The sequence below is a fragment of the Rhodococcus sp. BP22 genome, assembly GCF_014281965.1.
In the GTDB taxonomy this organism is placed as follows: domain Bacteria; phylum Actinomycetota; class Actinomycetes; order Mycobacteriales; family Mycobacteriaceae; genus Rhodococcoides.
Genome location: NZ_JACFTB010000005.1, coordinates 400,135 through 422,276, shown reverse-complemented (window position 1 = coordinate 422,276; position 22,142 = coordinate 400,135). Strand labels below are relative to the sequence as shown.

Sequence of the window (22,142 nt, the reverse complement as noted above, 5' to 3'; positions counted from 1 at the left end):
ATTGCGCGCTCTCCCGGCGACGGGAGAACAATGAACCGCAATGGCAACGAACAACGAAGTCGCCGATGTCGGCTTCCGGTCCGAACGCGGGCCCGTACTCATCGCGTTGATGCTCAGCACATCGCTGGTTGCGTTGGACTCCACGATCATCGCCACCGCGGTGCTGACCATCGTCGGCGACCTCGGCGGATTCGGTCAGTTCCCGTGGTTGTTCTCGATATACCTGCTCGCCCAGGCCGTGTCGGTGCCGCTGTACGGCAAGTTGTCCGACCTGTTCGGACGCAAGAAGATCATGCTGTTCGGAATCGGTGTCTTCCTGCTCGGTTCGATTCTGTGCGGACTGGCGTGGAGCATGCCGGCACTGATCGCTTTTCGAGCGGTCCAGGGTCTCGGTGCGGGCGCCGTGCAGCCGATGTCGATCACCATCGCCGGTGACATTTACACGTTGGCCGAACGCGCAAAAGCACAGGGATATCTCGCGAGCGTCTGGGCCATGTCGGCGGTGCTGGGCCCGGCCCTCGGTGGCGTCTTCTCCGAATACCTGTCGTGGCGCTGGATCTTCTTCGTCAACATCCCGTTGTGTCTGCTCGCAGCGTGGATGCTGATCACCAAGTTCCACGAGGGTGCCGTAGAACGGACGAGGCCGAAGATCGACTACCTCGGAGCGGGGCTGCTCACCACGGGTGCAGCACTGATGCTGCTGGGTCTGCTCGAAGGCGGGCAGTCGTGGTCATGGGTGTCGCCGATCAGTCTCTCGATCTTTTCCGTAGGTGTCCTCGCACTCACATTGTTCGCATGGGTGCAGACGCGAGTGCCCGAGCCAATTCTGCCGTTGTGGGTCTTCACCCGGCGAGTCCTCGTGGTCAGTAGCGTCATCTCGTTGCTCGTCGGAGCGCTGGTTCTGGGCCTGACCTCGTATGTACCGACCTTCGTCCAAGGGGTACTCGGAACCGGTGCGATCGTGGCGGGCTTCGCACTCGCGACCCTCACCCTCGGATGGCCGATCGCGGCCTCGCAATCGGGCAGGCTCTATCTCCGGTTCGGCTTCCGCACGACCGCGTTGACCGGCGCGTCCATCGCCCTCGTAGGTGCGGTGGCGTCGACGTTCATCGGTTCCGGGAGCGCAATCTGGCAGATTGCTGTCGTGTGTTTCGTCATCGGTCTCGGCATGGGGTTGATCGCAAGTCCCACCCTCATCGCCGCGCAATCGAGCGTCGAATGGTCCGAACGTGGCGTCGTCACCGCCACCAACATGTTTGCGCGATCGATCGGAAGTGCCGTCGGCGTCGCAATCTTCGGAGCCATCGTCAACTCTCGGATCTCCGGCCCGGGCGAACCCGATCCACAACAGCTGTCCGACGCCATCCACGTGGTCTTTCTCGGGGTGGCGGCAGCGGCCGTGCTGATGGCTGTGGCTGCGTTGTTCATGCCGAAGAAGGTGACTACTTGACTCGCGGGGAGCGCTGCACGTAACCGCGCGCCACGAATTCGACGGTCAACGACGCCGCCAAGCTCTGCGCCAAGAGTATGCCGACCAGAACGAGAATCTGAACCGCTCCGGCCTGAATGGCAGACCCACTGGCCAATAGCACTCCGACGAATGCGCCCGGCAGCGTAACGAGGCCGACTGTCCTCGTTTGATCCAGTCCGGGTAGAAGCGCATCGGCGGCCGTCGGTCGAATTACTTCCAACCGTGAATCTCGTTCACTGAGCCCAAGGCTCAGGGCCGCCTCGACTTCACCACGCCGCTGAGAGAGAGCGTCGAGAGACCTGCGCGCGGAAAGAGATGTCGCGATCATCGTGCCGCCGAGAATGATTCCACCCACCGGCACTATTGCAATCCCTTGTGCTGGAACAACCCCCGTCATCAGACACAGCGGAACCACGACGCCGATCCCGGCGGCGAGTGGTATCGCGAGCCACGATCCGGAGAGGCCCGACTCCGATCGCCGAGCCGAGGTGAATGCGGCCGCGACGAACATTGCCAGCAGGACGAGGAGCGATGACCACAGGTACTCGAGAGCGGCCGTGAGTACGAGCGACACAGCTGCCAGCTGCGCGACGCCGCGCAGAGCGGCGGCAGGGACGGTAAAGGACGGTCCGATACCTGAAACCCGATAGACGATCGCCGCCAGCAGTGCCATGACGACGCACAACACCGCCAGCGGGATACCGGGTTCTGCCAGAGAAGTACTCACGCAGTGAGTATCTCTCAGACGCAGATACGACGGAGTCGCCTACAACCCGACGCGCTCGAGCATGGCGTCGAATTCCTCGCTCGCCTCTTGTTCGGTGCGGCCGGCCTCGATGACGCTGTTGTAGAGCGCCAGTGCCTCGCCCTGGTATTTCTTGTACTTCTCGAGCCACTGTTCGGATCGCGCGCGCCAGTATCCGATGATGTGGAAGTGCGCGATGTCGAAACCTCGGTCCTTGCGGAAGTACTTGCGTACTACCCGCGAAGATGCGGCCTCACCTGCGAACCACACGTATCCGACGCCTTCGGGTAGTTCGTAGTTACGTACGGCTTCGTCGAGAACGCTTGCGCAGTCACCGTTTCCGGAACCGATGCGCCAGTCGTAGGTGACGGATGCTGCGGTGTCGAAACTTTGGATGTCGCCCCGCTCGAGGACCTCTACGACTGCGTGAGCTCGGGCACCGGCCGGAAGTTCCTCGATGATGCGTCCGAGCGCGGGGAGTCCGGTCATGTCGGCGACGAGGAGTTGCCATTGGACGTCGGCCGGAACGCGGTACCAGGATCGCGGACGCGCCAGCAGCACCCGTTGGCCGACGGTTGCCTGCAGCGCCCAGGTGGCCGCGACTCCCCCGTCGTGTGCGACAAAGTCGATGATCAGCTCGCCCGCGGCGCTGTTCAACCGCCGGACCGTGTAGTTACGACCGTCGGGGACGTCTTCGATTCCGTGGTACCACCAGACTCCGTCGACCTCGGTCATCGGCGGCGGGGCGGTTTCACCGCTGCGCGGGAAGTAGACGGCGACGCATTCGTCCGGTGCACCGATGCCCTCGTACCGGGCCAGGTGCTCACCGCCGAACGTCACCCGCACCATGTGCGTGGTGAGCTGTTCGACGCCTACTACGTCTGCATAGTAGAAGCCGAGTTCGCCTTCACTCATTTCTTCACCCTCGCCACGATGACCATTTGCGTAGGCTAGCCTACCCTGTTGCTTTCGTACAGGGGTGCCGCGAACTCCAACACCGTCGACCCCCACCCCAATGACCCCACCAGTGCGGATCCACCTCCGGATTCGGTTACCAACGCGCACACCTCCGCTTCGGTACGACGCCCGGCGCCGTAGAGACACAGCCGCAGCAGGTCCTCCTCGGTATCGTGATCGTCTGTCGTCGACGGATCGAGTAGATCGGTGATCAGCACGACTCGCGCGGCGGATGCCCCGAGGGTGCGCAACAGCAGCAGAGCGTCGGAGTCCGGATGCGTGTCGAGGACGTCGACAGCGATCACCAAGTCGACGGGTGCTGCCAAAGCTGCGAACTCGCTGGCGTCGACGCGGGTGATCCCGTCCCGACGTGTCTCCGCGACGTCACCGAGGTTTCTGGCGTTCAAGGCCGGAAGCCCGACGAGAGATATCGACAGTTCCGGACGCACACGTGCCAGCGTATCGGCGTACACCCCGGCGCCTTCGCCGTAAATCGCGACGGACTTTACGTCCTCGAGGTCCACCGCGTCCGGCAACGCCGGGGCGCGGTACACCGCTCCGAACGCGGACTCCTCGTGGAAGTCTTCGATGAAGCTCTCATCGGCTTTCTTGTCGAGGAAGCTGTGCGCGGCTGCGGGCAACCCCGTCCGAACCGATTCGAGCAATCCGAGGAACGCCAGATCGAGACGAGTATGGATCTTGTCGAAGTGCAATGCCTGGCTGGCGAAGGTGTCCTGATCGGCCAGGATGGATCCCATCTCGGTGAGGGTGTAGCGGCCGTCGTCGTGGCTCAAGAGATCCATCAGCACGAGATGTCGCAGCAGCTTCGCCGTCGCACCCGGATGCGTCGCGCATTCCGCTGCAATGGCACCCGCAGTATCTTTGCCGCCGTCGACGGCGGCAAAGATACCCACTGTCACCGCGGTACGAATAGCGAAAGGTGGCAGTAGTTCCGACATTTCATGGAGTCGTTCGTCGGGGCCCGGCTCACCTGCGGGATCGAGCACAGGTTGACCCGCAGCCACCGCGGACGTCTCACGAGAACGCCAGTATCCGGCGATCTCGACGAACTGCTTCGGGATCTGCTTGTCCTGCTTGGCCCATCGACGTAAAGGCCTGATGGTCGACGCCTCACCTGCAACCCAGAGATACGGCTGGCCTGGACGCCACCGCGCGGCCTGCACAGTGGCCACCATCCGCGACTGGCCGTCGCTCTCCGAGCGGTACAGCCAGGTGATGTCCACCGAAGCCGCGGAGAAGAGTTCCTGGCGATGCGAAGGCTCGGCCACCTCGATCACCACCGTGGCCGGCAGATCTGCCGGCAGCTTCTCCAGGCAATGCGCGATGGCAGGCAGCGCGGTCTCGTCTCCGGCGATCAGCATCCAATCCACCCCACGCGGCAGCGACGAAGAATGTTTGGGCCCGGCGATGAGGATCTTCTCCCCCGCCTGCACCCCGTATGCCCAGCCTGCTGCCAGCCCACCATCGTGCATCGCGAAGTCCAGTGCCATCTCACGGTTTTCCTCGTCGAAGCGGCGCACGGTGTACGTCCGGCTGTACTGGAACGAGCCGGCCGGCCAGTCGACCGTCCCGTTGTCGGAGTTCACCGGAACCGTGAACGGCAGGGTGCCGGTCGCTGGGTCGACGGGCAGAATCTTGACGTCGTCGTCGAAGCCTCGGGTACGTACCGGCGGAAGCTCGACGCCGTCGCGAACGTGGCGATTCATCGAGGGACCCCCGACGATCACTCGACGCATTCCCGGGGTGATGTCCTCTACCCGTAGAACGTCCAGTTCTCGTATGCAAATCGGAAAAACCTCGACCTCGCGGACAGTCGCCACCATCGAATATCCCTCTCTCGTAGAACTGTTCAGTACTCGCAGACCGGCCGGTCCAGGGCGGTGGCGATATCGCCGATGACGGTCTCACGGGTGAGCACAGTGTTTTCCCTCGTTGTTCGGTGAAGTAATTTCGGACCGAATCGTCCTATTCGGTGAACATCTCCTGGACCTGGTCCAGAGTTGCCATCACCCCGTCGTAGTCCGGACGGTAGCTGGTGGCAGGCAGTTCGTAGACCTTGTTACCGGCGAACGCGGGCAGACCGACGTACAGCGGATCCTGTTGTAGCTCTGCGAGAGTGCGTCCGGCGACTGGGACGACGAACATAGCCGGGGCGCTGCCTACCGGCGCCAACAGCTCGTTGCTGATGATGAACGAGTCACCCGAGCCGTACAGTTCGGGGTTGTTCGCCTTGGTGATCACGTCGTCCGGCTCGAAACCGACGGCTGAGAGCAGCGTGGGCAATGTGGCGCTCTGTGGGATGAACGCGGGTTCATCGGTAGCCAGCGACAGGAAGTACGACACGGGTGTCGCTGGAATGGTGATCGAGTCCTTCACCGCGGCGACCTTGTCTTCGTAGGCCTGCAGCAGACCGTCGACCTTGTCGCTCTCGCCGGCGGCCTCGGCGACCGCGGTGAGCTGTTCCTGCCACGTTGCGAGCGAGGACGAAATCAATACTGTCGGGGCGATATTGCTGAGCTGGTCGTAGGACTCGTTCGCCTGAACAGCAGAGATTCCCTGGCCGCCACCGATGATCAGATCGGGTTCGGCCGCGGCGAGTGCTTCGATGTTCAGCGCTTCACCAGCAGGCAATTCTTGCGTGCCCTGCATTTCTGCCTTCTCCGCCCACTGTGGCGGGAAGCCACCGTCGAGGTTCGTCACGCCGAGCAGCCTGGTGTCGGTGATCGCGATGGGGGCATCGAGTGTGAACAGGTAGCCGGCTAGGCCTGCCGACAGCACGGCGATCTTTTGTGGCTCGGCAGGCACCGTGATGTCGCCCTTGTCGGTGGAGACCACTCGCGTCTCGGTACCCGAGGCGTCCTCGCTCGAGCGCTCGGAGCTGCACGAAGCCAGCCCTAGCGCTACGAATGCCACCGATGCGGTGGCAAATATGCGAAGACCACGCCGTCGAAATTGTGAATCAGACACTGAGGTAGACCCTTTCGAGATCGTCGATCGTAACCGGCACGCGGTGTTCGCGGCCGGCACGCGGTGTTCGCGGCCGGGCCGGGCATCTTCACTCGTCCCGCAGAAGCTTCGACACCAGCCGTCAGAAAATAAACTTAGCCTAACCTACGCAAAAATGGGGTTACGGGCTTCCCGAGCCGACGCTGTCGAGTTTCTACTGTCGGATCGAGCCCGCCACATCACCATGCAATCGCTCTACGTCGACGGCGGTGCCACGCTGCGAGCATGACCGACATCCATCACGAGGGTCGTGGGCGCGCGAGCGGAACGACCAACGGTGTGTGCGACTCCGGGTCCTCGATGATGCGACAAGGCAGTCCGAAGACCGCCTCCACCAGCTCCGCGGTGATGACCTCCGAAGGATTACCGCGAGTGACCACCGCGCCGTCCTTCATCGCGATGATGTGATCGGCGTAGCGGCAGGCATGATTGAGATCGTGCAGCACAGCGACCATCGTGGTGCCCTGATCTCGATTGAGTTGCGCGCACAAATCGAGAAGGTCGATCTGGTGCGCGATATCGAGAAACGTCGTCGGTTCGTCGAGCAACATCAACGGTGTTTGCTGGGCGAGAACCATTGCCACCCACACTCGCTGACGCTGCCCTCCGGACAACTCGTCCACCAACCGTCCGGAGAGGTCGCTCACGCCGGTCGCGTTCATCGCGAACACGACAGCAGCCTCGTCGTCCCTCGACCATTGTCTGATCAGCTTCTGATGCGGATAACGGCCGCGTGCAACGAGATCCGCCACCGAGATACCGTCCGGCGCGATGGACGTCTGCGGTAGCAGCCCGAGGCGTCGGGCAACTTCCTTGGCCGGATACGTCGAGATCGCTTTGCCGTCCAGAAGTACCGTCCCGACCGTCGGTTTCAACAACCGCGACAGTGCACGGAGCAGCGTCGATTTGCCACTCGCGTTGGGACCGACGATGACGGTGAACTTACCGTCCGGAATCTCGACGGTCAGCCCCTCACTGACGATGCGCTTGTCGTATCCGATCGTGACGTCGTCCGCATGCAAGCGCGGCTTCTTTCCGGTCACTGTTTTCTACCTTCCCGAGCCAACAACCATACGAAATATGCCCCACCGATGGACACTGTCACGACACCGACCGGCAACTGCGTCGGCGCGAATATGCGCTGCGCGGCATAGTCACTGACGAGCAGTAGCAATGCGCCCATCACCGCCGAGGGAATCAGCGCGACACCCGCGGTCTTGGTCAACCGTCGTGCCAGCTGCGGCGCAGCGAGCGAGATGAACGAGATCGGACCGGCTACGGCCGTGACGAGCGCAGTCAGCGCCACGCCGAGAACGATGAGTATCAGCCGCGTCGGCTCCGCCCGGATACCGAGCGCTTTCGCGGCGTCGTCGCCCATCTCGAGCATCCGTAGACGCCCCGCGAAAACAGCCAGTAGTGGTGTGAGAACGACCAACACGATCACCACCGGACGTACCTGCCCCCAGCTGAGGCCGTTGAGAGTCCCCGCGCCCCACACAGCGGCGGCCAGCGCATCGGAGAGATCGGCTTTGACGATCAACCAGGTGTTGACCGAAGCCAGGATCGCACTGATCGCAATTCCGACGATGATCAGCCGAAAACCTTGCACTCCACGTTTGAAAGCGAGGACGTACACCACTGCAGCAGTGGAGATCCCGCCGACGAAGGCGCCCACACCGGTGGGATAGTAGCCACCTCCCAGCGCGAGGATGACGATCAGCGCACCGGTATACGAGCCGGTGTCGAAGCCGATGATGTCAGGGCTTCCCAACGGATTTCGCGTCAGCGATTGAAAAATCGCACCCGACACACCCAGCGCACCACCGAGAAGCAAAGCCAGGGCCACCCGCGGGAATCGCCACTGCATGACGATCAGTTCGGTGAACCGCCCGGCATCGGAAAACACCGCAGCCAATACTTCGCCCGGCGGGATGTAGTAGTCACCGGAGCCGAGCGCTAGGACAGCGACGGCGAGCGATACGAGCGCCAAAAGGCAGCAGACCACCACGGTGCGGATGTCTACCCGCCCACTGAGCTTGTCGCCGGCAAGGCGAAGAATGCGAACTCTGCGACCGAAATCGACCTCGGTCTCGGTCGTCACAGCCCACTGACTTTCTTGCGGCGCACGAGAAAGATGAGTACCGGCGCTCCGACGAACGCGGTGACGATCCCGACCTGCAGTTCGCCCGGCCTGATGACCAGTCGCCCGACGATGTCGGAGAGCAGCAGCAGGCACGGCGCCGCCACCACGGTGTACAGCAGGATCCATCGCTGATCTGGTCCGACGAACCACCGCACCATGTGCGGAATCATCAAGCCGACGAAGCCGATCGGACCTGCGGCCGCCGTCGCAGCACCGGCCAGAAGAGTGACTGCAACGACACCGATCACCCGGGTGCTGTTCGCTTTCGCACCCAGCGAACGAGCCAGGTCGTCTCCGAGCGCAAGGGCATTGAGGGGGCGCGCGATGACGAGTGCGAGCACCGAACCGACGATGACGAACGGCGAGATCGCCAACGAAATGTCCAGTCCGCGACCAGCCAGCGAACCAGCACCCCACAAGCGCATCTTGTCGAACGCATCAGGATCGAGCAGCAGCATGCCGGAGGTGATGCCCCCGAGCACCGCGGACAGCGCAATTCCGGACAGCGTGAGCCTGATCGGCGTCGCGCCGGCTCGTGACATGGACCCAAGTGCATACACCGCCACCGTCGCGAGAATGGCGCCGAGGAACGCGAACCAGATGTAGGACCAGATGCCGGTGAATCCGAGCATGCCGACAGCGAGTGCGACGAAGAAGGCCGCACCGGCGTTGACTCCGAGGATGCCCGGGTCCGCCAACGGGTTACGCGTCATGGCCTGAATGAGCGCGCCGCTGACACCGAGGGCGACACCGACGATCAACCCCAGCACGGTTCGCGGTACGCGGATCTCGCGGATAATAACGTGGTTGCTCGACTCGTCGAAGTGGAACAGTGCATCCCAGACCTCGCTCGGCGGAATGTACTTGGTGCCGACCGCGATGCTGAGCAGACAGATCGCGGCAAGAACGCCGAGCAGAACGAGAAGGCCGAGAGCGCGGCGCGAGTTCGTCTCGGCGAGCCCACCGGATTGTTCGAGCCTGTCGGCCTCATCGGTCTTCTTCGTTGCCGCAGGCATGGATCAGTTACCCCAAAGCGTTCGCGATATGTGCAGCCTGGGTGTCGAGCTCGGCGCGTTCGGGGGAAGTCGGTCGGGCACGAAGACCGAATCCGTCACCCGAGGTACGCGGAATGACATGAAGATGGACATGGAAGATTTCCTGGCCCGCGATTTCACCGTCCGCAAGAAACAGGTTCACCCCCGCGCACCGGGGGTCGCTCGCCCGTAGCGCCGCCGCGATCTTCTGCCCGACGACGAACAGACGACCGCCGGTGTCCGGATCCAATTCCGCCAACGAGCGAGCCTGCTTCTTCGGGACCACCAGAACGTGCCCACGCGTGACCGGCCGGATGTCCATGAACGCGATGACCACGTCGTCCTCGTAGACGCGAGACGATTCCGCGTTCCCTGCAATGATTTCGGCAAAGATCGTATAGGGGTTCACAAAGAGACAGTCTAGAACTGCACCGGAACGGTGCTGCGACTAAAGTCTGACCATGAGTATCTTGGGCGGCGTTCTGTTCGACATCGACGGGGTGCTCGTCACCTCGTGGAAGCCGATACCGGGTGCCCGCGAGACTCTCGACTATCTCGACCGCAAGGACATCGCCCGCGCCTTCCTGACGAACACCACCTCGAAAACTCGCGCACAGATCGCGGAGTCGTTGACGGGAGTAGGTCTGCCGGTCCATGCGGACGACATCGTCACCGCTGCAAGCCTCACCGCCGACCACCTGCGCGAAACCTACCCGGGAGCTTCCGTCGTACTCGTCAACAACGGCGACATCGCGGTCGACATGCCAGGAATAGAGTTCGCCGACGAGTCGTCGACGCACGATCCCGACGTCGTCGTAGTCGGCGGAGCCGGTCCCGAGTTCACCCATGAGCGTTTGAGCCGGATCTTCGACTGGATGTGCCGCGGCATTCCCGTGGTCGCGATGCATCGAAGTCTCATGTGGACCACCGCTACCGGACTCCGCATCGACACCGGGATGTATCTCGCCGGTATGGAGAAGGCATCCGGACACACTGCACAGGCCATTGGAAAGCCTGCGCCACTTGGCTTTCAGACCGCTGCAGAAAGAATGGGCGCCGACCCGGTCGACGTCGTCATGGTCGGAGACGACATCGACAACGATGTACTCGCAGCCCAGGTCGTCGGCATGACAGGTGTCCTGGTCCGCACCGGAAAGTTCCGCCAGGACACCCTCGACCGCCGAGCCAAGAACGAATTCGGCCTACAGCCGAATCACATCATCGGTTCGGTGGCCGATCTGCCGGAGCTATTAGAGAATCGGTGACGGAGAGTACTTCGCAGCCTCCGGGAACTGCGCGATCAGCGTCTCGACGTCCGAGACGACGGCCGCGACCTGCGATTCCGCCGAACCGATGAACGCCGACTTGTCGGCCAGAGCGGCATCGAGAGCAGCGCGATCGAGCGGGATGCGGTCATCGGCGGCGAGGCGATCCAGCAGATCCGGATCCTGCCCCTGCTCCCGCATCGCGAGTGCGACAGCAACAGCGTGTTCCTTGATGGCCTCGTGTGCCGTTTCGCGACCGACCCCGGCGCGAACGGAAGCCATGAGCACCTTCGTCGTCGCGAGGAACGGCAGGTAGCGCGTCAGTTCATTGGCGATGACGGCCGGGTACGCACCGAACTCGTCGAGCACCGTCAGGAAAGTCTCGATCATGCCGTCGATCGCGAAGAACGCATCCGGTAGCGCGACGCGGCGGACGACCGAGCAGAAGACGTCGCCCTCGTTCCACTGAGCGCCTGCGAGTTCGGCCGCCATCGATCCGTAACCGCGCAACACCACCTGCAGGCCGTTGACGCGTTCACACGAGCGCGTGTTCATCTTGTGGGGCATCGCCGAAGATCCGACCTGACCGGGCTGGAAGCCTTCGGTCACCAGCTCGTGGCCTGCCATCAGCCGAACCGTATGCGCGAACGAGGAAGGTGCGGCTCCGATCTGAACGAGCGCGGACACGACCTCGTGGTCGAGCGAGCGAGGGTAGACCTGACCGACGCTGGTGAGCACGTGCCGGAACCCGAGGTGATCGGCGACGATGCGCTCCAGAGCGGTCAACTTCGAGGCATCTCCCCCGAACAGATCCAGCATGTCCTGCGAGGTACCCATCGGGCCCTTGATACCGCGAAGTGGGTAACGCTCGATCAGCTCCTGCATTCGAGTGAGGCCGATCAACAGCTCGTCCGCCGCCGACGCGAAGCGCTTGCCGAGGGTCGTTGCCTGCGCAGCGACATTGTGACTGCGCCCTGCCATCACGAGGGAGGAGTATTCCGCGGCGCGTTCGGCAAGCCGGGCTGCGACCGCCACGCCGTGACTGTGGACGTGTTCCATCGAGCGAAGAATCTGCAGCTGCTCGACGTTCTCGGTCAGGTCACGAGAAGTCAAACCCTTGTGGATGTGCTCGTGGCCCGCGAGCGCGTTGAACTCTTCGATACGGGCCTTGACGTCGTGGCGGGTGACACGCTCACGCGCAGCAATCGACGCGAGATCGACAGTGTCGATCACGTTCTCGTAGTCGTTGATCGCAGCTGTGGGCACATCGACACCGAGGGTGGCCTGCGCTTTGAGAACGGCCAACCACAGCTGTCGCTCGAGGACGATCTTGTGCTCCGGAGACCACAGGTTCACCAGTTCTTTGCTCGCATAACGGGTGGCCAGGACATTCGGAATAGTCACGAGAGGCAAGTTTACGCAGGAGTGGAGCCTGCGGAACGACCAGGTAGGCAGGAGTGGAGCCTGCGGAACGACCAGGTAGGCAGGAGTGGAGCCTGCGGAACGACCAGGTAGTACTGCGTTCATTGCGCGGGGGCCACGACGTCGATGACTCTGAGCAACATGCTCCGTGCCATCGCTCGGGGTTCCGGGTCGACCTCGCCGAGAGCGCCGACTACGACGCCGTCGACGACGGCCACGAGCCGTCGTAGTTGCAGTTCGTCGACGATGCGTCCTGAGCGTCGCAGGACGTCGGTGAGCAGGTCGTCGATCTGCGCGCGCAGCCGCAGCTGCACTTCCCGCAGCTCGGGATGTCGCGCCGAGGCGATGAATCGTTCGTAGCGGGCGATGAGCCGTTCGCGTCCTTCGATCGAGTCGTCTTCCGGCCCGATGAGCAGGTCCACGATCAGTTCTACTGTCGACTCGACGTCTTGATCGAGATTTCCGAGCTCGTCGATCCGTCCCCTCATGACCTCGAGTTCCCGGTTTCCGAGTATCTCCACCGCGCACGCGATGAGGTCGGCGAGCGAGTGGAAGTAGTACGTCGTCGATGCGAGCGGAAGATCGGCGCGGGTTGCGACCGAGCGGTGTCGTACCGCGTCGAATCCGCCCTCTACCAGGAGTGCGGCGGCGGCAGAGGCCAATGCGTGTCGTCGACGCTCCCCTTTCGGGGTTGCGCCCGACACCTTGGCTGTTGGCCCCGCAGGTGCTTCTGACATTTGAAAGCCATCGTGCCAGGCCTGCCCTTCTCCGCTGGGGCAAACGGGCCATTCGATCGTGTGCAATCGTGAACTTCATGCAACATAGAACTATCGACCTCCGCTCCGATACGGTGACTCGCCCGGATGCGGCCATGCGGGCTGCGATGGCCGACGCGGAGGTCGGTGACGATGTCCTCGACCACGACCCGACGATGGCGCGGTTGGAAGAACGCGTCGCGTCGATGCTCGGATACGAGGCTGCACTATGGGTCCCGAGCGGTTCGATGGGCAACATCATCGCGCTGATGCTGCACTTGCGACGTGGTGATGCGTTTCTGGCGCCGGAACATTCTCATGTTCTCGGGTCCGAGCTGGGGACGGCAGCGTGGTTGGCGCAAGGTATGCCGTCGGCGCTGCCACACGATGGCGGGCCCGGCCGCCCGACGCCTGCAACCGTGACCGCGTCGGCAGGCGGACCTGGGCCGTACTTCACTCTGAACACCACGCTGTTGTGCCTGGAGAACTCCCATAACTTCGCCGGCGGTGCAGTGTTCGGACCCGAGGAGTGGAATGCGTTGCTGGCCGCGGCTCGCAACGCAGGCCTGCTCGTGCACCTCGACGGGGCGCGTGTCTGGAATGCGGCCGTCGCGCAGGGTGTGCAGCCCCGCGAACTGACCGTCGGCGCCGATACCGTCCAGGTATGCCTGAGTAAGGGCCTCGGCGCGCCTGTCGGGTCGATGCTCGTATCCGATTCGGCCCGCATCACCGAGGCTCGACGCGTCCGCAAGATGCTCGGCGGCGGCGTTCGTCAGGGCGGAATTCTCGCAGCGGCAGGGCTGGTGGCGCTGGACAACCTCGCTTCGCTCGCGGCCGACCACGACAACGCTCGACTGCTGGCCGAGGGGCTACGCGAGCGGGGTTGGGATGTGATGGAACCGGATACGAACATCGTGCTCGCTACGTCGGACGACCCCGTCGGAACTGTCTCCGAGCTTGCCGAGAAGGGCATCGGCGCCGTCACCGTTGCGGGCAAAGTCCGATTCGTGACGCACCGCGATGTGTCCGAGGCCGACATCCGCGACGTCCTCTCACGTCTGTCGGCTGTGCGCGCGTAGGGCCGGAGCCAAGCGCGCCAATGCCTCCCGCATGTGCTCGGTCGTACCTGCGAACGAGAATCGAACGGTGTGGTTCCCCGCCACGGTGTCGAAGTCGACGCCGGGGGCAAGTGCCACACCCGTCGTCGCGAGCACGTTCTCGCACCACGCCCGTGAGTCCTGGGTCAGATGCCCGATGTCGGCGTACGCGTAGAACGCCCCGTCTGCAGGCGCGAGATCGGTGATCCCGCCGGCAGCCAAACCGTCGAGCAGGATCGTGCGGTTGACGGCGTAGCGGCGCACGTGAGCGTCGAGTTCGGTGCGTGATTCCTCGGTGAACGCGGCAACGGCCGCTACCTGTGAGATCGCGGGCGGGCAGACGGTCATGTTCGATGCCAGTCGCTCCACCGCCCGGTGCAGGGTCCGCGGCAACAGCATCCAGCCGAGCCGCCAGCCCGTCATCGAGAAGTATTTGGACACCGAACCGATCACTACCGCTTCCTTCGACGTCTCCCACGCGCTCGACGTCCGAGCATCACCGTAGGAGATGCCGTGATAGATCTCGTCGGAGATCAGCAACGTTCCGTGCTGCTCACACCAGCGTGCGATCGCGGCGAGTTCGTGGGCGTCGATGATGGTGCCCGTCGGGTTGGCGGGACTGGCGATGATCAACCCTGCGGGCGGTTCCGGCAGAGCGTCGAGCATCGCGACCGTCGGCTGAAATCTGGACTCGATCCCGCAGTCCAATTCCACGACGCGACATCCGAGCGCAGCGAGAGTATTTCGGTAGGCCGGGTACCCGGGCCGAGCCATGACCACGGTGTCGCCGACGTCGAAGGCCGCCAGAAACAGCAGCGTGAACGCCCCCGACGAGCCGGTCGTGACCACGACGTCGTCGGCATGCACCGGAATGCCTGCCTCGTGCGCATGATGCCGGGCGATGGCTTCGCGCAACGGCAGGATGCCGAGTGTCTCGGTGTACCCGAGTACATGCGCGTCGAGGGCCTCCCGTGCCGCCCGAAGTACCGGAGCAGGCGCCGAAGTCGACGGTTGTCCGGCGGCCAGCGAGAGTACGTCGCCGTGCGTGCGCGCTCGTAGGGCAGCGGCTTTGAATACGTCCATCACGTGGAACGGCTCGATCTTGGATCTGTTCGACTCTGTGCGCACACTTCGAGGCTAGCTCGCGGTGAAAGGCACCCAGTGAAAGACTCTACGAATGCCGGAATCGACGACCTGCCCCACCGTGAGCGACGTAGCGAATGCCCTCGATGCACTCCGCTCGTCGACTCCGCTGGTGCAATCACTGACCAACGTGGTGTCCGCCAACTTCGTCACTAATGTTCTGCTCGCCGCCGGGGCCAGCAACGCGCACATCGACAATGTCCACGAGGCCGCAGGATTCGCCGCGATCGCTTCAGGAGTTCTCGTCAACTTGGGCACCCCGGACGATGGCACTGCTGCTGCCTTCACGCTGGCAGCGGAGGCTGCCCGTGCCGCAGGCACGCCGTGGGTCTTGGATCCGGTGGGCGTCGGCGGACTACCGTGGCGGACCGAACTCGCAGCCGGGCTATTGACGCTCGAACCCACGGCGATTCGCGGAAACGCGTCGGAGATCATCGCGCTTGCGGGGCTGGGCAACTTCGCCCGCGGAGTCGACAGTGCTTCCGATTCCGCGGCCGCGGTTCCCGCAGCAGTGGCGCTGCTCGAGTTCGCACACGTGGTGTCGGCGTCCGGTCCGGTCGACTACATCGTCGGACGAAGCGACGCCGGGCCCGTGGGCGTGAAGGTCGGTGGAGGTAGCCCACTTCTGACCAAGGTCACCGCTACTGGATGTTCGCTCGCAGCGCTCGTGGCCGCGTACCTCAGCGTGTCACCGACACCGTTGATCGGTATAACGTCGGCACACGCACACGTGGCGGTCGCATCGGAACGTGCAGCCGAAAAATCATACGGCCCAGGAACTTTCGCCGTCGCATATCTTGATGCGCTGGCTTCGGTGACCCCGGACGACATGCGTTCGGCTCTTGTCGAACCGTTGACGATCTAGCCCTATCCACAGGCACGGCACTTATCCACAGATCTCGTTTCGAGCCCCCGACAGTGTCGAAAACGGTGCACCGTTCTCGCCATGGGGGTGTACACACGCATGCAGCTCGAAGAATCAGGTATCGGTCGATCCGGTATCACCCGACGGATGCGCAGTGGCAGCATGATCCGCTTGCTGCCGGGTGTCTATTCGGACCCGGAACCGTCGTACTACGAACTGTGTGTGGCGGTGACGCTATGGCGCGAAGATGCAGTGTTGAGCCACCTCAGCGCCGCGTGGTTGTGGGATCTACTCGACACCGAGCCCACAGTCGTTCATGTGACCCTGTCCAGGAACTCACGGATCAACGGGCCGGGCTGGCTGAAAGTACATCGACGCTCGGTGTCGCCCGAAGAGCACCGCGGATTCCAGGTCGTATCGGCGGTGCAGTGCTTCGTCGATGTGGCCGCCGCGATGCGGGGTCTGCCTTTGGAACAGTTCTTCGACCGGTGCATCTCCTCACGTGTGTCGTGGAGAGATGTCACCGACCACTGTGAGTCCGCCAAAGGAATGGCGGGCATGCCAGAGGTTCGTCGGCAGCTCGAGAAATGTTGTCCGGGAACCTGGTCGGAGCCAGAGCGCCTGGTGGCGCGGGCTGTGTTGGCACGAGGTATTCGGATGGAGATCAACACGGCGTTGGGCCGATACATCGTCGATTTGGCCTGTCGGCTGGCGCGGGTGATCGTGGAAATCGACGGGCGCCAGTTCCACATAGATCCGCGCACATTCGACAACGACCGCGTACGGCAGAACACGCTGGTGCTGGACGGCTGGTTGGTACTGAGATTCTCTGCGGCGACGGTGAACCGCGATCTGGATCGAGTTGCGGATCAGATAGCCGCGGTGGTGCGGCGCCGTAGAAAGAGTAGGGGTGCATGAAGCTCCACTATTGTGCGAAATCTACGGAAATCGGGAGATTACGCGCAATAGTGGAGCAAAATTCACGGGGCTCACAAAGAGATGCGCCCCTCGAGGGCTGCGAGGCCGATATCGGTGCGAAAGTGGCTACCCGGCAACCGGATCGACTCGATCTTCGAATACGCGTCAGCCCGAGCGGCAGCGAGGTCAGCACCGGAACCCACAACGCTGAGCACCCGGCCACCTGCGGAGACGACCTTGCCGTCCTTCGCTGCGGTACCTGCGTGGAAGACGCCCTCACCCCCGGCTCCGGTGATCGCGTCTCCGATGCGCGGACGGCCGGGGTAGTTCTCCGCCGCCAGGACCACGGTTACCGCGGCGCCGTCTTTCCATTGCAAAGGTGCCAATGACGCCAGCGTCCCGGTAGCTGTCGCGTTCAATGCCTCTCCGAGAGGAGAATCGAGCAACTCGAGAACTGCCTGCGTCTCGGGATCACCGAAGCGACAGTTGAACTCGACCACTGCGGGGCCGTCGACGCCGATCGCGAGGCCCGCGTACAGCAGACCGGAGAACGGGCAGCCACGCTTGACCATCTCGGCGGCGACGGGCTCGACGACCTCGCTGACGATCTGGTCCACGACGGCCTGCGGAAGCCACGGAAGAGGGGTGTACGCCCCCATGCCACCGGTGTTCGGTCCGGTGTCGCCGTCTCCGACACGCTTGTGGTCTTGCGCCGGCAACAGGGGCACTACCGTCTCGCCGTCGACGAGGCAGAAAAGCGACACCTCGGGGCCGTCGAGGAATGACTCGAGCAACACTGGATGTCCGGTTTCGAGGAGTTCGGCGGCGTGATCGCGGGCGACGAGCCGATCGGTGGTGACCACGACGCCCTTGCCTGCCGCGAGCCCATCATCCTTGACGACCCAGTTGGGTCCGAATCGGTCGAGTGCCGCATCGAGCTTCGCCGGTGAATCGACGATCTCACTGTGCGCCGTTCGGACTCCGGCCACAGCCATGACGTCTTTGGCGAACGCCTTCGAGCCTTCGATACGAGCAGCTGCTGCAGACGGTCCGAAGGTGGCGATCCCGGCCTCGCGCAATGCGTCGGCGACGCCGAGCACGAGCGGAACTTCCGGCCCGATGACGACCAGGTCCGCTTCGACCTTGCGAGCCAGTTCGGTCACCGCCGCACCCGAGGCGACATCGACGGGGTGTTGCTCGGCGAGCTTCGCCGTTCCTGCATTACCTGGAGCGACCAGCAGCTTGCTGACCTTGGGGTCCTTGCTGAGAGCAAGGAGGAGGGCGTGCTCACGAGCACCGGAACCTATGACGAGTACGCGCACAGTGGACAAGAGTATCGGCTCGACCCGCTCCGAGCGAAAACATGTTCCCTAGCTGATGCAGGTCGGCGATCGTGACGACTACCCTGACGACCATGGCATCGGTCTTCAGCAAGATAATCAGCGGCGAGATTCCGGGACGATTCGTGTGGCAGGACGAGGACGTCGTGGCGTTTCTGACTATTGCCCCGGTTACTCCAGGTCACACGCTCGTCGTCCCTCGTGAGGAAATCGACCAGTGGCAGGACGTCGACGGCGCCACCTTCGCCAAGATCACGGCAGTCGCCCAGGTCATCGGCAAAGCAGTGCGGTCGGCGTTCGACGCACCGAGGGCAGGGCTGTTGATTGCCGGGCTCGAGGTTCCGCACCTTCACCTGCACGTGTTCCCTGCCTACGACATGGGTAACTTCGACATCTCAGGGGCGGACCCGAACCCGTCACCGCAGTCGCAGGACGAGGCTGCTGAGAAGCTGCGTGCCGCGCTCCGCGAGGCCGGTCACGGCGCCAACGTCCCTACCTGATTTCGCTCAATCCCCCCGGATGACCATTATCGACTCTGCCGTCGACCAACGACGGTCCCTCTCGATCGCTGCCCTCGGCACCCTGCTCACCCTTGTCGCGTTCACGTCACCGCTGGCGACGATCAACTCCACCGCTGCCACCCTCGGCAGCGACACCGCCGGTAAGACTTGGATTCTCAGTTCCATGAGCATCGGGCTCAGTGCGGCACTGCTCACCACCGGAACGCTCGCCGACGATTTCGGGAGGCGTCGCACGTTCGTTCTCGGCGTGCTCGTGCTGGCTTTCGCCTCGGTGGTTTGCGCTGTGTCGCCGAATACGTTGATCTTCGTTCTTGCGCGCGTGCTGCAAGGACTGGGCGGCGCCGCCGTGATCGCGTCGAGCCTCGGAATCATTGCGCATACTCACCCGGCAGGCCCACGCCGTGCGCATGCCAGTGGTGTGTGGGGCGCCAGCCTCGGCGCAGGAATCGCCCTCGGCCCGCTCCTGGTCGCGACGCTCGATCGGCTGGCAACCTGGCGTGACGCGTATTGGCTGGTCGCGGTCGCCGGCGCACTGCTCGCCGTCGCCGCGCATCGATTCGTGCGGGAGTCGACCTCGGATACCCCTCGCGGACTCGATCCCGCCGGCGCGCTTCTGCTGGCGTTCGGGTTGAGTGCTCTTCTCGCTGCCCTGGTCGAGGGGCGCCAGGGATGGGTGCGGCCATCCCCGTTGATACTCTTCGCGGTATCGGCGGTGCTACTGATTGTTTTCGTCGTCGTCGAATACCGAAGTCGCGCAGCAATGCTCGATCTGAAACTGTTCACCCAACCCGCGTTCGTCGCAGCTACTGTCGCGGCAGTCGTCACCGGTGCGGGGATAATCGCGCTGATGTCGTTCATGTCCGGATTTCTCGGTAACGCCTACAACATCGATGCTTTGGGCGCGGCGCTGTTGCTCTTCGCCTGGTCCGCCACTTCCGTCGTGACAGCCCTTCTCGCGCGACGTATTCCAGCCCGCGTCACCGGCGGTGTGCAACTGGCAGCAGGTCTGATCGGGGTTGCGATCGGGCAGCTTGCAATGCTCGGTCTGTCGGTGGACTCGACTTGGCTTCGACTTCTCCCGGGCCTGCTGTTCGCAGGTGTCGCGAGCGGAGTTCTGAATGCAGCATTGGGGCGCGAAGCCGTCGCGAGCGTCCCAGCTGGACGTGCGGGGATGGGCAGCGGCGCGAACAACACCGCCCGCTATGTCGGATCTGCAGTAGGTGTGACCGTGGTTGCGGTGTTGGCGGTGCCGCGAGGAACGAGTTCTCCTGCAGCGCTCGTCGAAGGTTGGAACTCCGCAGTCCTGTTCACCTCCGCGGTATCGGTAGTCGGCGCACTGGTCGTGCTGCTGTGCCGGGAAAGAAGAACTAGAGCGCAGGCTGATTCGCGAGCCGGGCAGATTCGGTCATGATTTCCGCATCAGCGCAAACCCCGTCAGCGCAAACCCCGTCAGCGCAAACCCCGTCAGCGCAAACCCCATTGTGCCGAGAATGAATCCGATTGCAGGACCGATTCCGGCGCCTGCTCGGTTGCTGGACTATCGCTGGGAAGTCCCTGTGAACCCCCAGTCTGGGTCAAGACGGTGCATGAGAGTGTTGTACACATGGCTTGGTTGATTTTGGTCGTCTCCGGCGCCTTCGAAGCGGTCTGGGCAACGGCCCTCGGCAAGTCCGACGGATTCTCCAAACTTGGTCCGACGCTCGTGTTCGCCGTCGCTCTCGTGATCAGCATGGGCGGTCTCGCACTCGCGATGCGCACGTTACCGACCGGCACCGCCTACGCGGTCTGGGTCGCGATCGGCGCGGCACTCACCGTCACCTACGCGATGATCACCGGCGACGAGGCCGCGTCGTGGATCAAGGTCGCGCTATTGATGGGAATCGTCGGCTGTGTGGTCGGCTTGAAGGTCCTTCCATGATGTCTCCAGCGGTTACAGTAAAACCATGAACTGGGTGTCGGCGATCACATTCCCTGCGCGTGCCGGGATCGCAATGACGGAAACTGCGCTGCAAGTGACCAGCACGGTCCTCTCCACGACCCGATTCGTCCTGGAATCCGGCGCCGCCAACCCGTCGAACCTTGCATCGATTGCGAATCCTCGCGGCGGCACCATGCAGTTGCTCGCGCAACTCGGCCAACTAACCTCCGAGGATCGCGCTTTCGGCAACGCCCTTCGCGAAGGTGGGCCGCTGGACCGGCTCCTCGCACCCGGCGGCGTCGTCGACCGATTGACCGCGGAGGAAGGCACGCTGGAAAGGCTGCTGGCCGACGGCGGCCCGGTCGATCGGGTGACCGCCACGGGCGGGCCACTCGACAGGTTGCTCGCCGAGGACGGCCCTCTCGAACGGCTGCTTGCCGAGGGCGGGCTTCTCGATCGGATCACCGCCGTCGAAGGTCCCCTCGAGCGGCTCACCGCGACCGATGGTCCCCTCGAATTGCTGACGAGGGAGGGCGGAATAATCGAGCGGGCACTCGAGGAAGGCGGCCTGCTCGAACAATTACTCTCCGAGGGCGGCGCCATCGAACGCCTGACGGCGAAGGATGGTCCCCTCGATCAGCTCGTCAGCCTGTCCGAGACGTTGTCTTCGCTGGCCCCGAACCTCGAACGTATGGGTGTCAGTGTCGACATCCTGCAGGATTCGGTCGAGATACTCTCTGCTGCAGTAAATCCGCTGGGCGAACTGGTCGGACGGCTCCCCAATCGCTGGCTCAAAGGGAAGCAGCCCGTGTCCGAGCTTCAGTGAAGGTGTCGATCGAAGAAGTCGAACACCCGGGCAAAGGCGTCTTCGGCCTGCTCTTCTTTGAATCCGAGACCACTGATCCGCCGTAGAACCGCGGCTTTCTTGTTGCCAGGGAGCGCGTTTGCGAAACTGTGCCCGGCGCCCGGATACGTCTTGACGTCGTGCGGAATTCCCTTGTCGGACAACACTTTGTCGAGTTTCTTGCCGGCACCGATCAAGCTCGGATCGTTCTTTCCGTACGAAGCGACGATCGGGCATGCGCCGTTGAGCGCTTCCTCCATATCCTTCGGAGAGATTCCGTAGAACGGCGCGCTCGCTCCGAACCCCTTCGGCGACAACAGCAGAGCGAATCCACCGCCCATGCAGAACCCGACTATCCCGACGCTGTCGGTCACATCCTCACGCGTGAGCAGATACTCCCGAGCCGCGAGCAGATCGTCCACGGCGACTCCGCTCTGCCCGAGAAGCGCACGGAAGACCCCGACGACGCACTTACGCATTCCGCCTCGGCTGTACAAGTCGGGTGCCAGCGCAAGGTAACCCTGGTCAGCAAACCGGCGCGCGATAGCTCTGGTGTCCTCGTTCAGCCCGAATGCGTCGTGCACGATCACGACACCGGGCCACGGCCCATCCCCCTCGGGCATTTCCAGTACAGCGGCAATCGGGCCCGCGGGGGTGTCGACCTGAATGTCAGCCAT

22 protein-coding genes and 1 pseudogene are annotated in these 22,142 nt (G+C 63.4%); 10 read left to right on the top strand and 13 right to left on the bottom strand.

Features of this window, described 5'->3' with window-relative positions; translation table 11 throughout:
* Positions 1 to 40: 40 nt before the first annotated feature.
* Positions 41 to 1,450 (top strand): MDR family MFS transporter, encoded by a 1,410-nt coding sequence (locus H2510_RS13735; protein ID WP_186628839.1) that lies wholly within the window; start codon positions 41 to 43, stop codon positions 1,448 to 1,450.
* Here H2510_RS13735 and H2510_RS13730 read toward each other — a convergent pair.
* The 4 genes from H2510_RS13730 to H2510_RS13715 all read right to left on the bottom strand — a co-directional run bounded on the left by H2510_RS13730 (position 1,443) and on the right by H2510_RS13715 (position 6,161).
* On the bottom strand, positions 1,443 to 2,198 hold the full coding sequence (locus H2510_RS13730; RefSeq protein WP_186628838.1) for an ABC transporter permease: 756 nt from the start codon (positions 2,196 to 2,198) through the stop codon (positions 1,443 to 1,445). The two genes, H2510_RS13735 and H2510_RS13730, sit on opposite strands and share 8 nt — an antisense overlap.
* Positions 2,199 to 2,237: 39 nt before the next feature.
* Complete coding sequence (locus H2510_RS13725; RefSeq protein ID WP_186628837.1) at positions 2,238 to 3,131, bottom strand: siderophore-interacting protein; 894 nt, start codon at positions 3,129 to 3,131, stop codon at positions 2,238 to 2,240.
* Between the two features lie 35 nt (positions 3,132 to 3,166).
* Entirely contained in the window at positions 3,167 to 5,017 is a 1,851-nt protein-coding gene (locus H2510_RS13720; RefSeq protein ID WP_186628836.1) for an SIP domain-containing protein, read from the bottom strand.
* 142 nt (positions 5,018 to 5,159) lie between these two features.
* Positions 5,160 to 6,161 carry an ABC transporter substrate-binding protein gene (locus tag H2510_RS13715; protein WP_186628835.1) on the bottom strand — a complete coding sequence of 334 codons (1,002 nt, stop codon included), beginning with the start codon at positions 6,159 to 6,161 and terminating at the stop codon, positions 5,160 to 5,162.
* A gap of 166 nt (positions 6,162 to 6,327) precedes the next feature.
* Here H2510_RS13715 and H2510_RS13710 point away from each other — a divergent pair.
* Positions 6,328 to 6,429, top strand: a pseudogene (locus H2510_RS13710) (2,3-dihydro-2,3-dihydroxybenzoate dehydrogenase); the annotation flags it as partial.
* Between the two features lie 10 nt (positions 6,430 to 6,439).
* On the opposite strand, the gene H2510_RS13705 reads toward H2510_RS13710, so the two are convergent.
* From H2510_RS13705 to H2510_RS13690, 4 genes are read right to left on the bottom strand one after another with little or no spacing between them, the layout of a single operon-like run.
* Positions 6,440 to 7,243 (bottom strand): ABC transporter ATP-binding protein, encoded by an 804-nt coding sequence (locus H2510_RS13705; RefSeq protein ID WP_186628834.1) that lies wholly within the window; start codon positions 7,241 to 7,243, stop codon positions 6,440 to 6,442.
* Positions 7,240 to 8,301 carry an iron chelate uptake ABC transporter family permease subunit gene (locus H2510_RS13700; protein WP_186628833.1) on the bottom strand — a complete coding sequence of 354 codons (1,062 nt, stop codon included), beginning with the start codon at positions 8,299 to 8,301 and terminating at the stop codon, positions 7,240 to 7,242. The genes H2510_RS13705 and H2510_RS13700 overlap by 4 nt, the downstream gene beginning before the upstream one ends.
* Positions 8,298 to 9,359 carry an iron ABC transporter permease gene (locus H2510_RS13695; protein ID WP_186628832.1) on the bottom strand — a complete coding sequence of 354 codons (1,062 nt, stop codon included), beginning with the start codon at positions 9,357 to 9,359 and terminating at the stop codon, positions 8,298 to 8,300. The genes H2510_RS13700 and H2510_RS13695 overlap by 4 nt, the downstream gene beginning before the upstream one ends.
* A gap of 7 nt (positions 9,360 to 9,366) precedes the next feature.
* Positions 9,367 to 9,786, bottom strand: coding sequence for an HIT domain-containing protein (locus tag H2510_RS13690; RefSeq protein ID WP_186628831.1), 420 nt, complete (start codon positions 9,784 to 9,786; stop codon positions 9,367 to 9,369).
* A gap of 52 nt (positions 9,787 to 9,838) precedes the next feature.
* Between H2510_RS13690 and H2510_RS13685 the strand changes: the two genes are divergently transcribed.
* Positions 9,839 to 10,642 (top strand): HAD-IIA family hydrolase, encoded by an 804-nt coding sequence (locus tag H2510_RS13685; RefSeq protein WP_186628830.1) that lies wholly within the window; start codon positions 9,839 to 9,841, stop codon positions 10,640 to 10,642.
* On the opposite strand, the gene purB is transcribed toward H2510_RS13685, so the two are convergent.
* Entirely contained in the window at positions 10,628 to 12,046 is a 1,419-nt protein-coding gene (purB, locus tag H2510_RS13680; protein ID WP_397517361.1) for an adenylosuccinate lyase, read from the bottom strand. The two genes, H2510_RS13685 and purB, sit on opposite strands and share 15 nt — an antisense overlap.
* A 119-nt stretch (positions 12,047 to 12,165) precedes the next feature.
* On the bottom strand, positions 12,166 to 12,801 hold the full coding sequence (locus H2510_RS13675; RefSeq protein ID WP_186628828.1) for a TetR/AcrR family transcriptional regulator: 636 nt from the start codon (positions 12,799 to 12,801) through the stop codon (positions 12,166 to 12,168).
* Positions 12,802 to 12,878: 77 nt separating this feature from the next.
* Between H2510_RS13675 and H2510_RS13670 the strand changes: the two genes are divergently transcribed.
* Positions 12,879 to 13,898, top strand: coding sequence for a low specificity L-threonine aldolase (locus H2510_RS13670; protein WP_186628827.1), 1,020 nt, complete (start codon positions 12,879 to 12,881; stop codon positions 13,896 to 13,898).
* On the opposite strand, the gene H2510_RS13665 is transcribed toward H2510_RS13670, so the two are convergent.
* Positions 13,872 to 14,999 (bottom strand): pyridoxal phosphate-dependent aminotransferase, encoded by a 1,128-nt coding sequence (locus tag H2510_RS13665; RefSeq protein WP_186628919.1) that lies wholly within the window; start codon positions 14,997 to 14,999, stop codon positions 13,872 to 13,874. The two genes, H2510_RS13670 and H2510_RS13665, sit on opposite strands and share 27 nt — an antisense overlap.
* Before the next feature lie 94 nt (positions 15,000 to 15,093).
* Between H2510_RS13665 and thiM the strand changes: the two genes are divergently transcribed.
* Both thiM and H2510_RS13655 read left to right on the top strand, forming a co-directional pair.
* The gene (gene thiM, locus H2510_RS13660; protein ID WP_186628826.1) at positions 15,094 to 15,924 is read left to right on the top strand and encodes a hydroxyethylthiazole kinase; all 831 of its coding nucleotides are present in this window, start codon (positions 15,094 to 15,096) and stop codon (positions 15,922 to 15,924) included.
* An 81-nt stretch (positions 15,925 to 16,005) separates the two neighbouring features.
* Positions 16,006 to 16,842, top strand: a complete 837-nt coding sequence (locus tag H2510_RS13655; protein ID WP_186628825.1) for a DUF559 domain-containing protein — start codon at positions 16,006 to 16,008, stop codon at positions 16,840 to 16,842.
* Positions 16,843 to 16,913: 71 nt separating this feature from the next.
* Here the strand turns inward: H2510_RS13655 and purD are convergent, their stop codons facing one another.
* Positions 16,914 to 18,164 (bottom strand): phosphoribosylamine--glycine ligase, encoded by a 1,251-nt coding sequence (gene purD / locus H2510_RS13650; RefSeq protein WP_186628824.1) that lies wholly within the window; start codon positions 18,162 to 18,164, stop codon positions 16,914 to 16,916.
* A gap of 92 nt (positions 18,165 to 18,256) precedes the next feature.
* Between purD and H2510_RS13645 the strand changes: the two genes are divergently transcribed.
* The 4 genes from H2510_RS13645 (at position 18,257) to H2510_RS13630 (ending at position 21,447) form a co-directional block, all read left to right on the top strand.
* Complete coding sequence (locus H2510_RS13645) at positions 18,257 to 18,682, top strand: HIT family protein (RefSeq protein WP_186628823.1); 426 nt, start codon at positions 18,257 to 18,259, stop codon at positions 18,680 to 18,682.
* Between the two features lie 19 nt (positions 18,683 to 18,701).
* Positions 18,702 to 20,114 carry an MFS transporter gene (locus tag H2510_RS13640; RefSeq protein ID WP_186628822.1) on the top strand — a complete coding sequence of 471 codons (1,413 nt, stop codon included), beginning with the start codon at positions 18,702 to 18,704 and terminating at the stop codon, positions 20,112 to 20,114.
* A gap of 192 nt (positions 20,115 to 20,306) precedes the next feature.
* Entirely contained in the window at positions 20,307 to 20,621 is a 315-nt protein-coding gene (locus tag H2510_RS13635) for a multidrug efflux SMR transporter (RefSeq protein ID WP_186628821.1), read from the top strand.
* A 25-nt stretch (positions 20,622 to 20,646) separates the two neighbouring features.
* Positions 20,647 to 21,447 (top strand): ABC transporter, encoded by an 801-nt coding sequence (locus H2510_RS13630; RefSeq protein ID WP_186628820.1) that lies wholly within the window; start codon positions 20,647 to 20,649, stop codon positions 21,445 to 21,447.
* Here the strand turns inward: H2510_RS13630 and H2510_RS13625 are convergent.
* Positions 21,441 to 22,142, bottom strand: coding sequence for a dienelactone hydrolase family protein (locus tag H2510_RS13625; protein WP_186628819.1), 702 nt, complete (start codon positions 22,140 to 22,142; stop codon positions 21,441 to 21,443). The genes H2510_RS13630 and H2510_RS13625 overlap by 7 nt on opposite strands.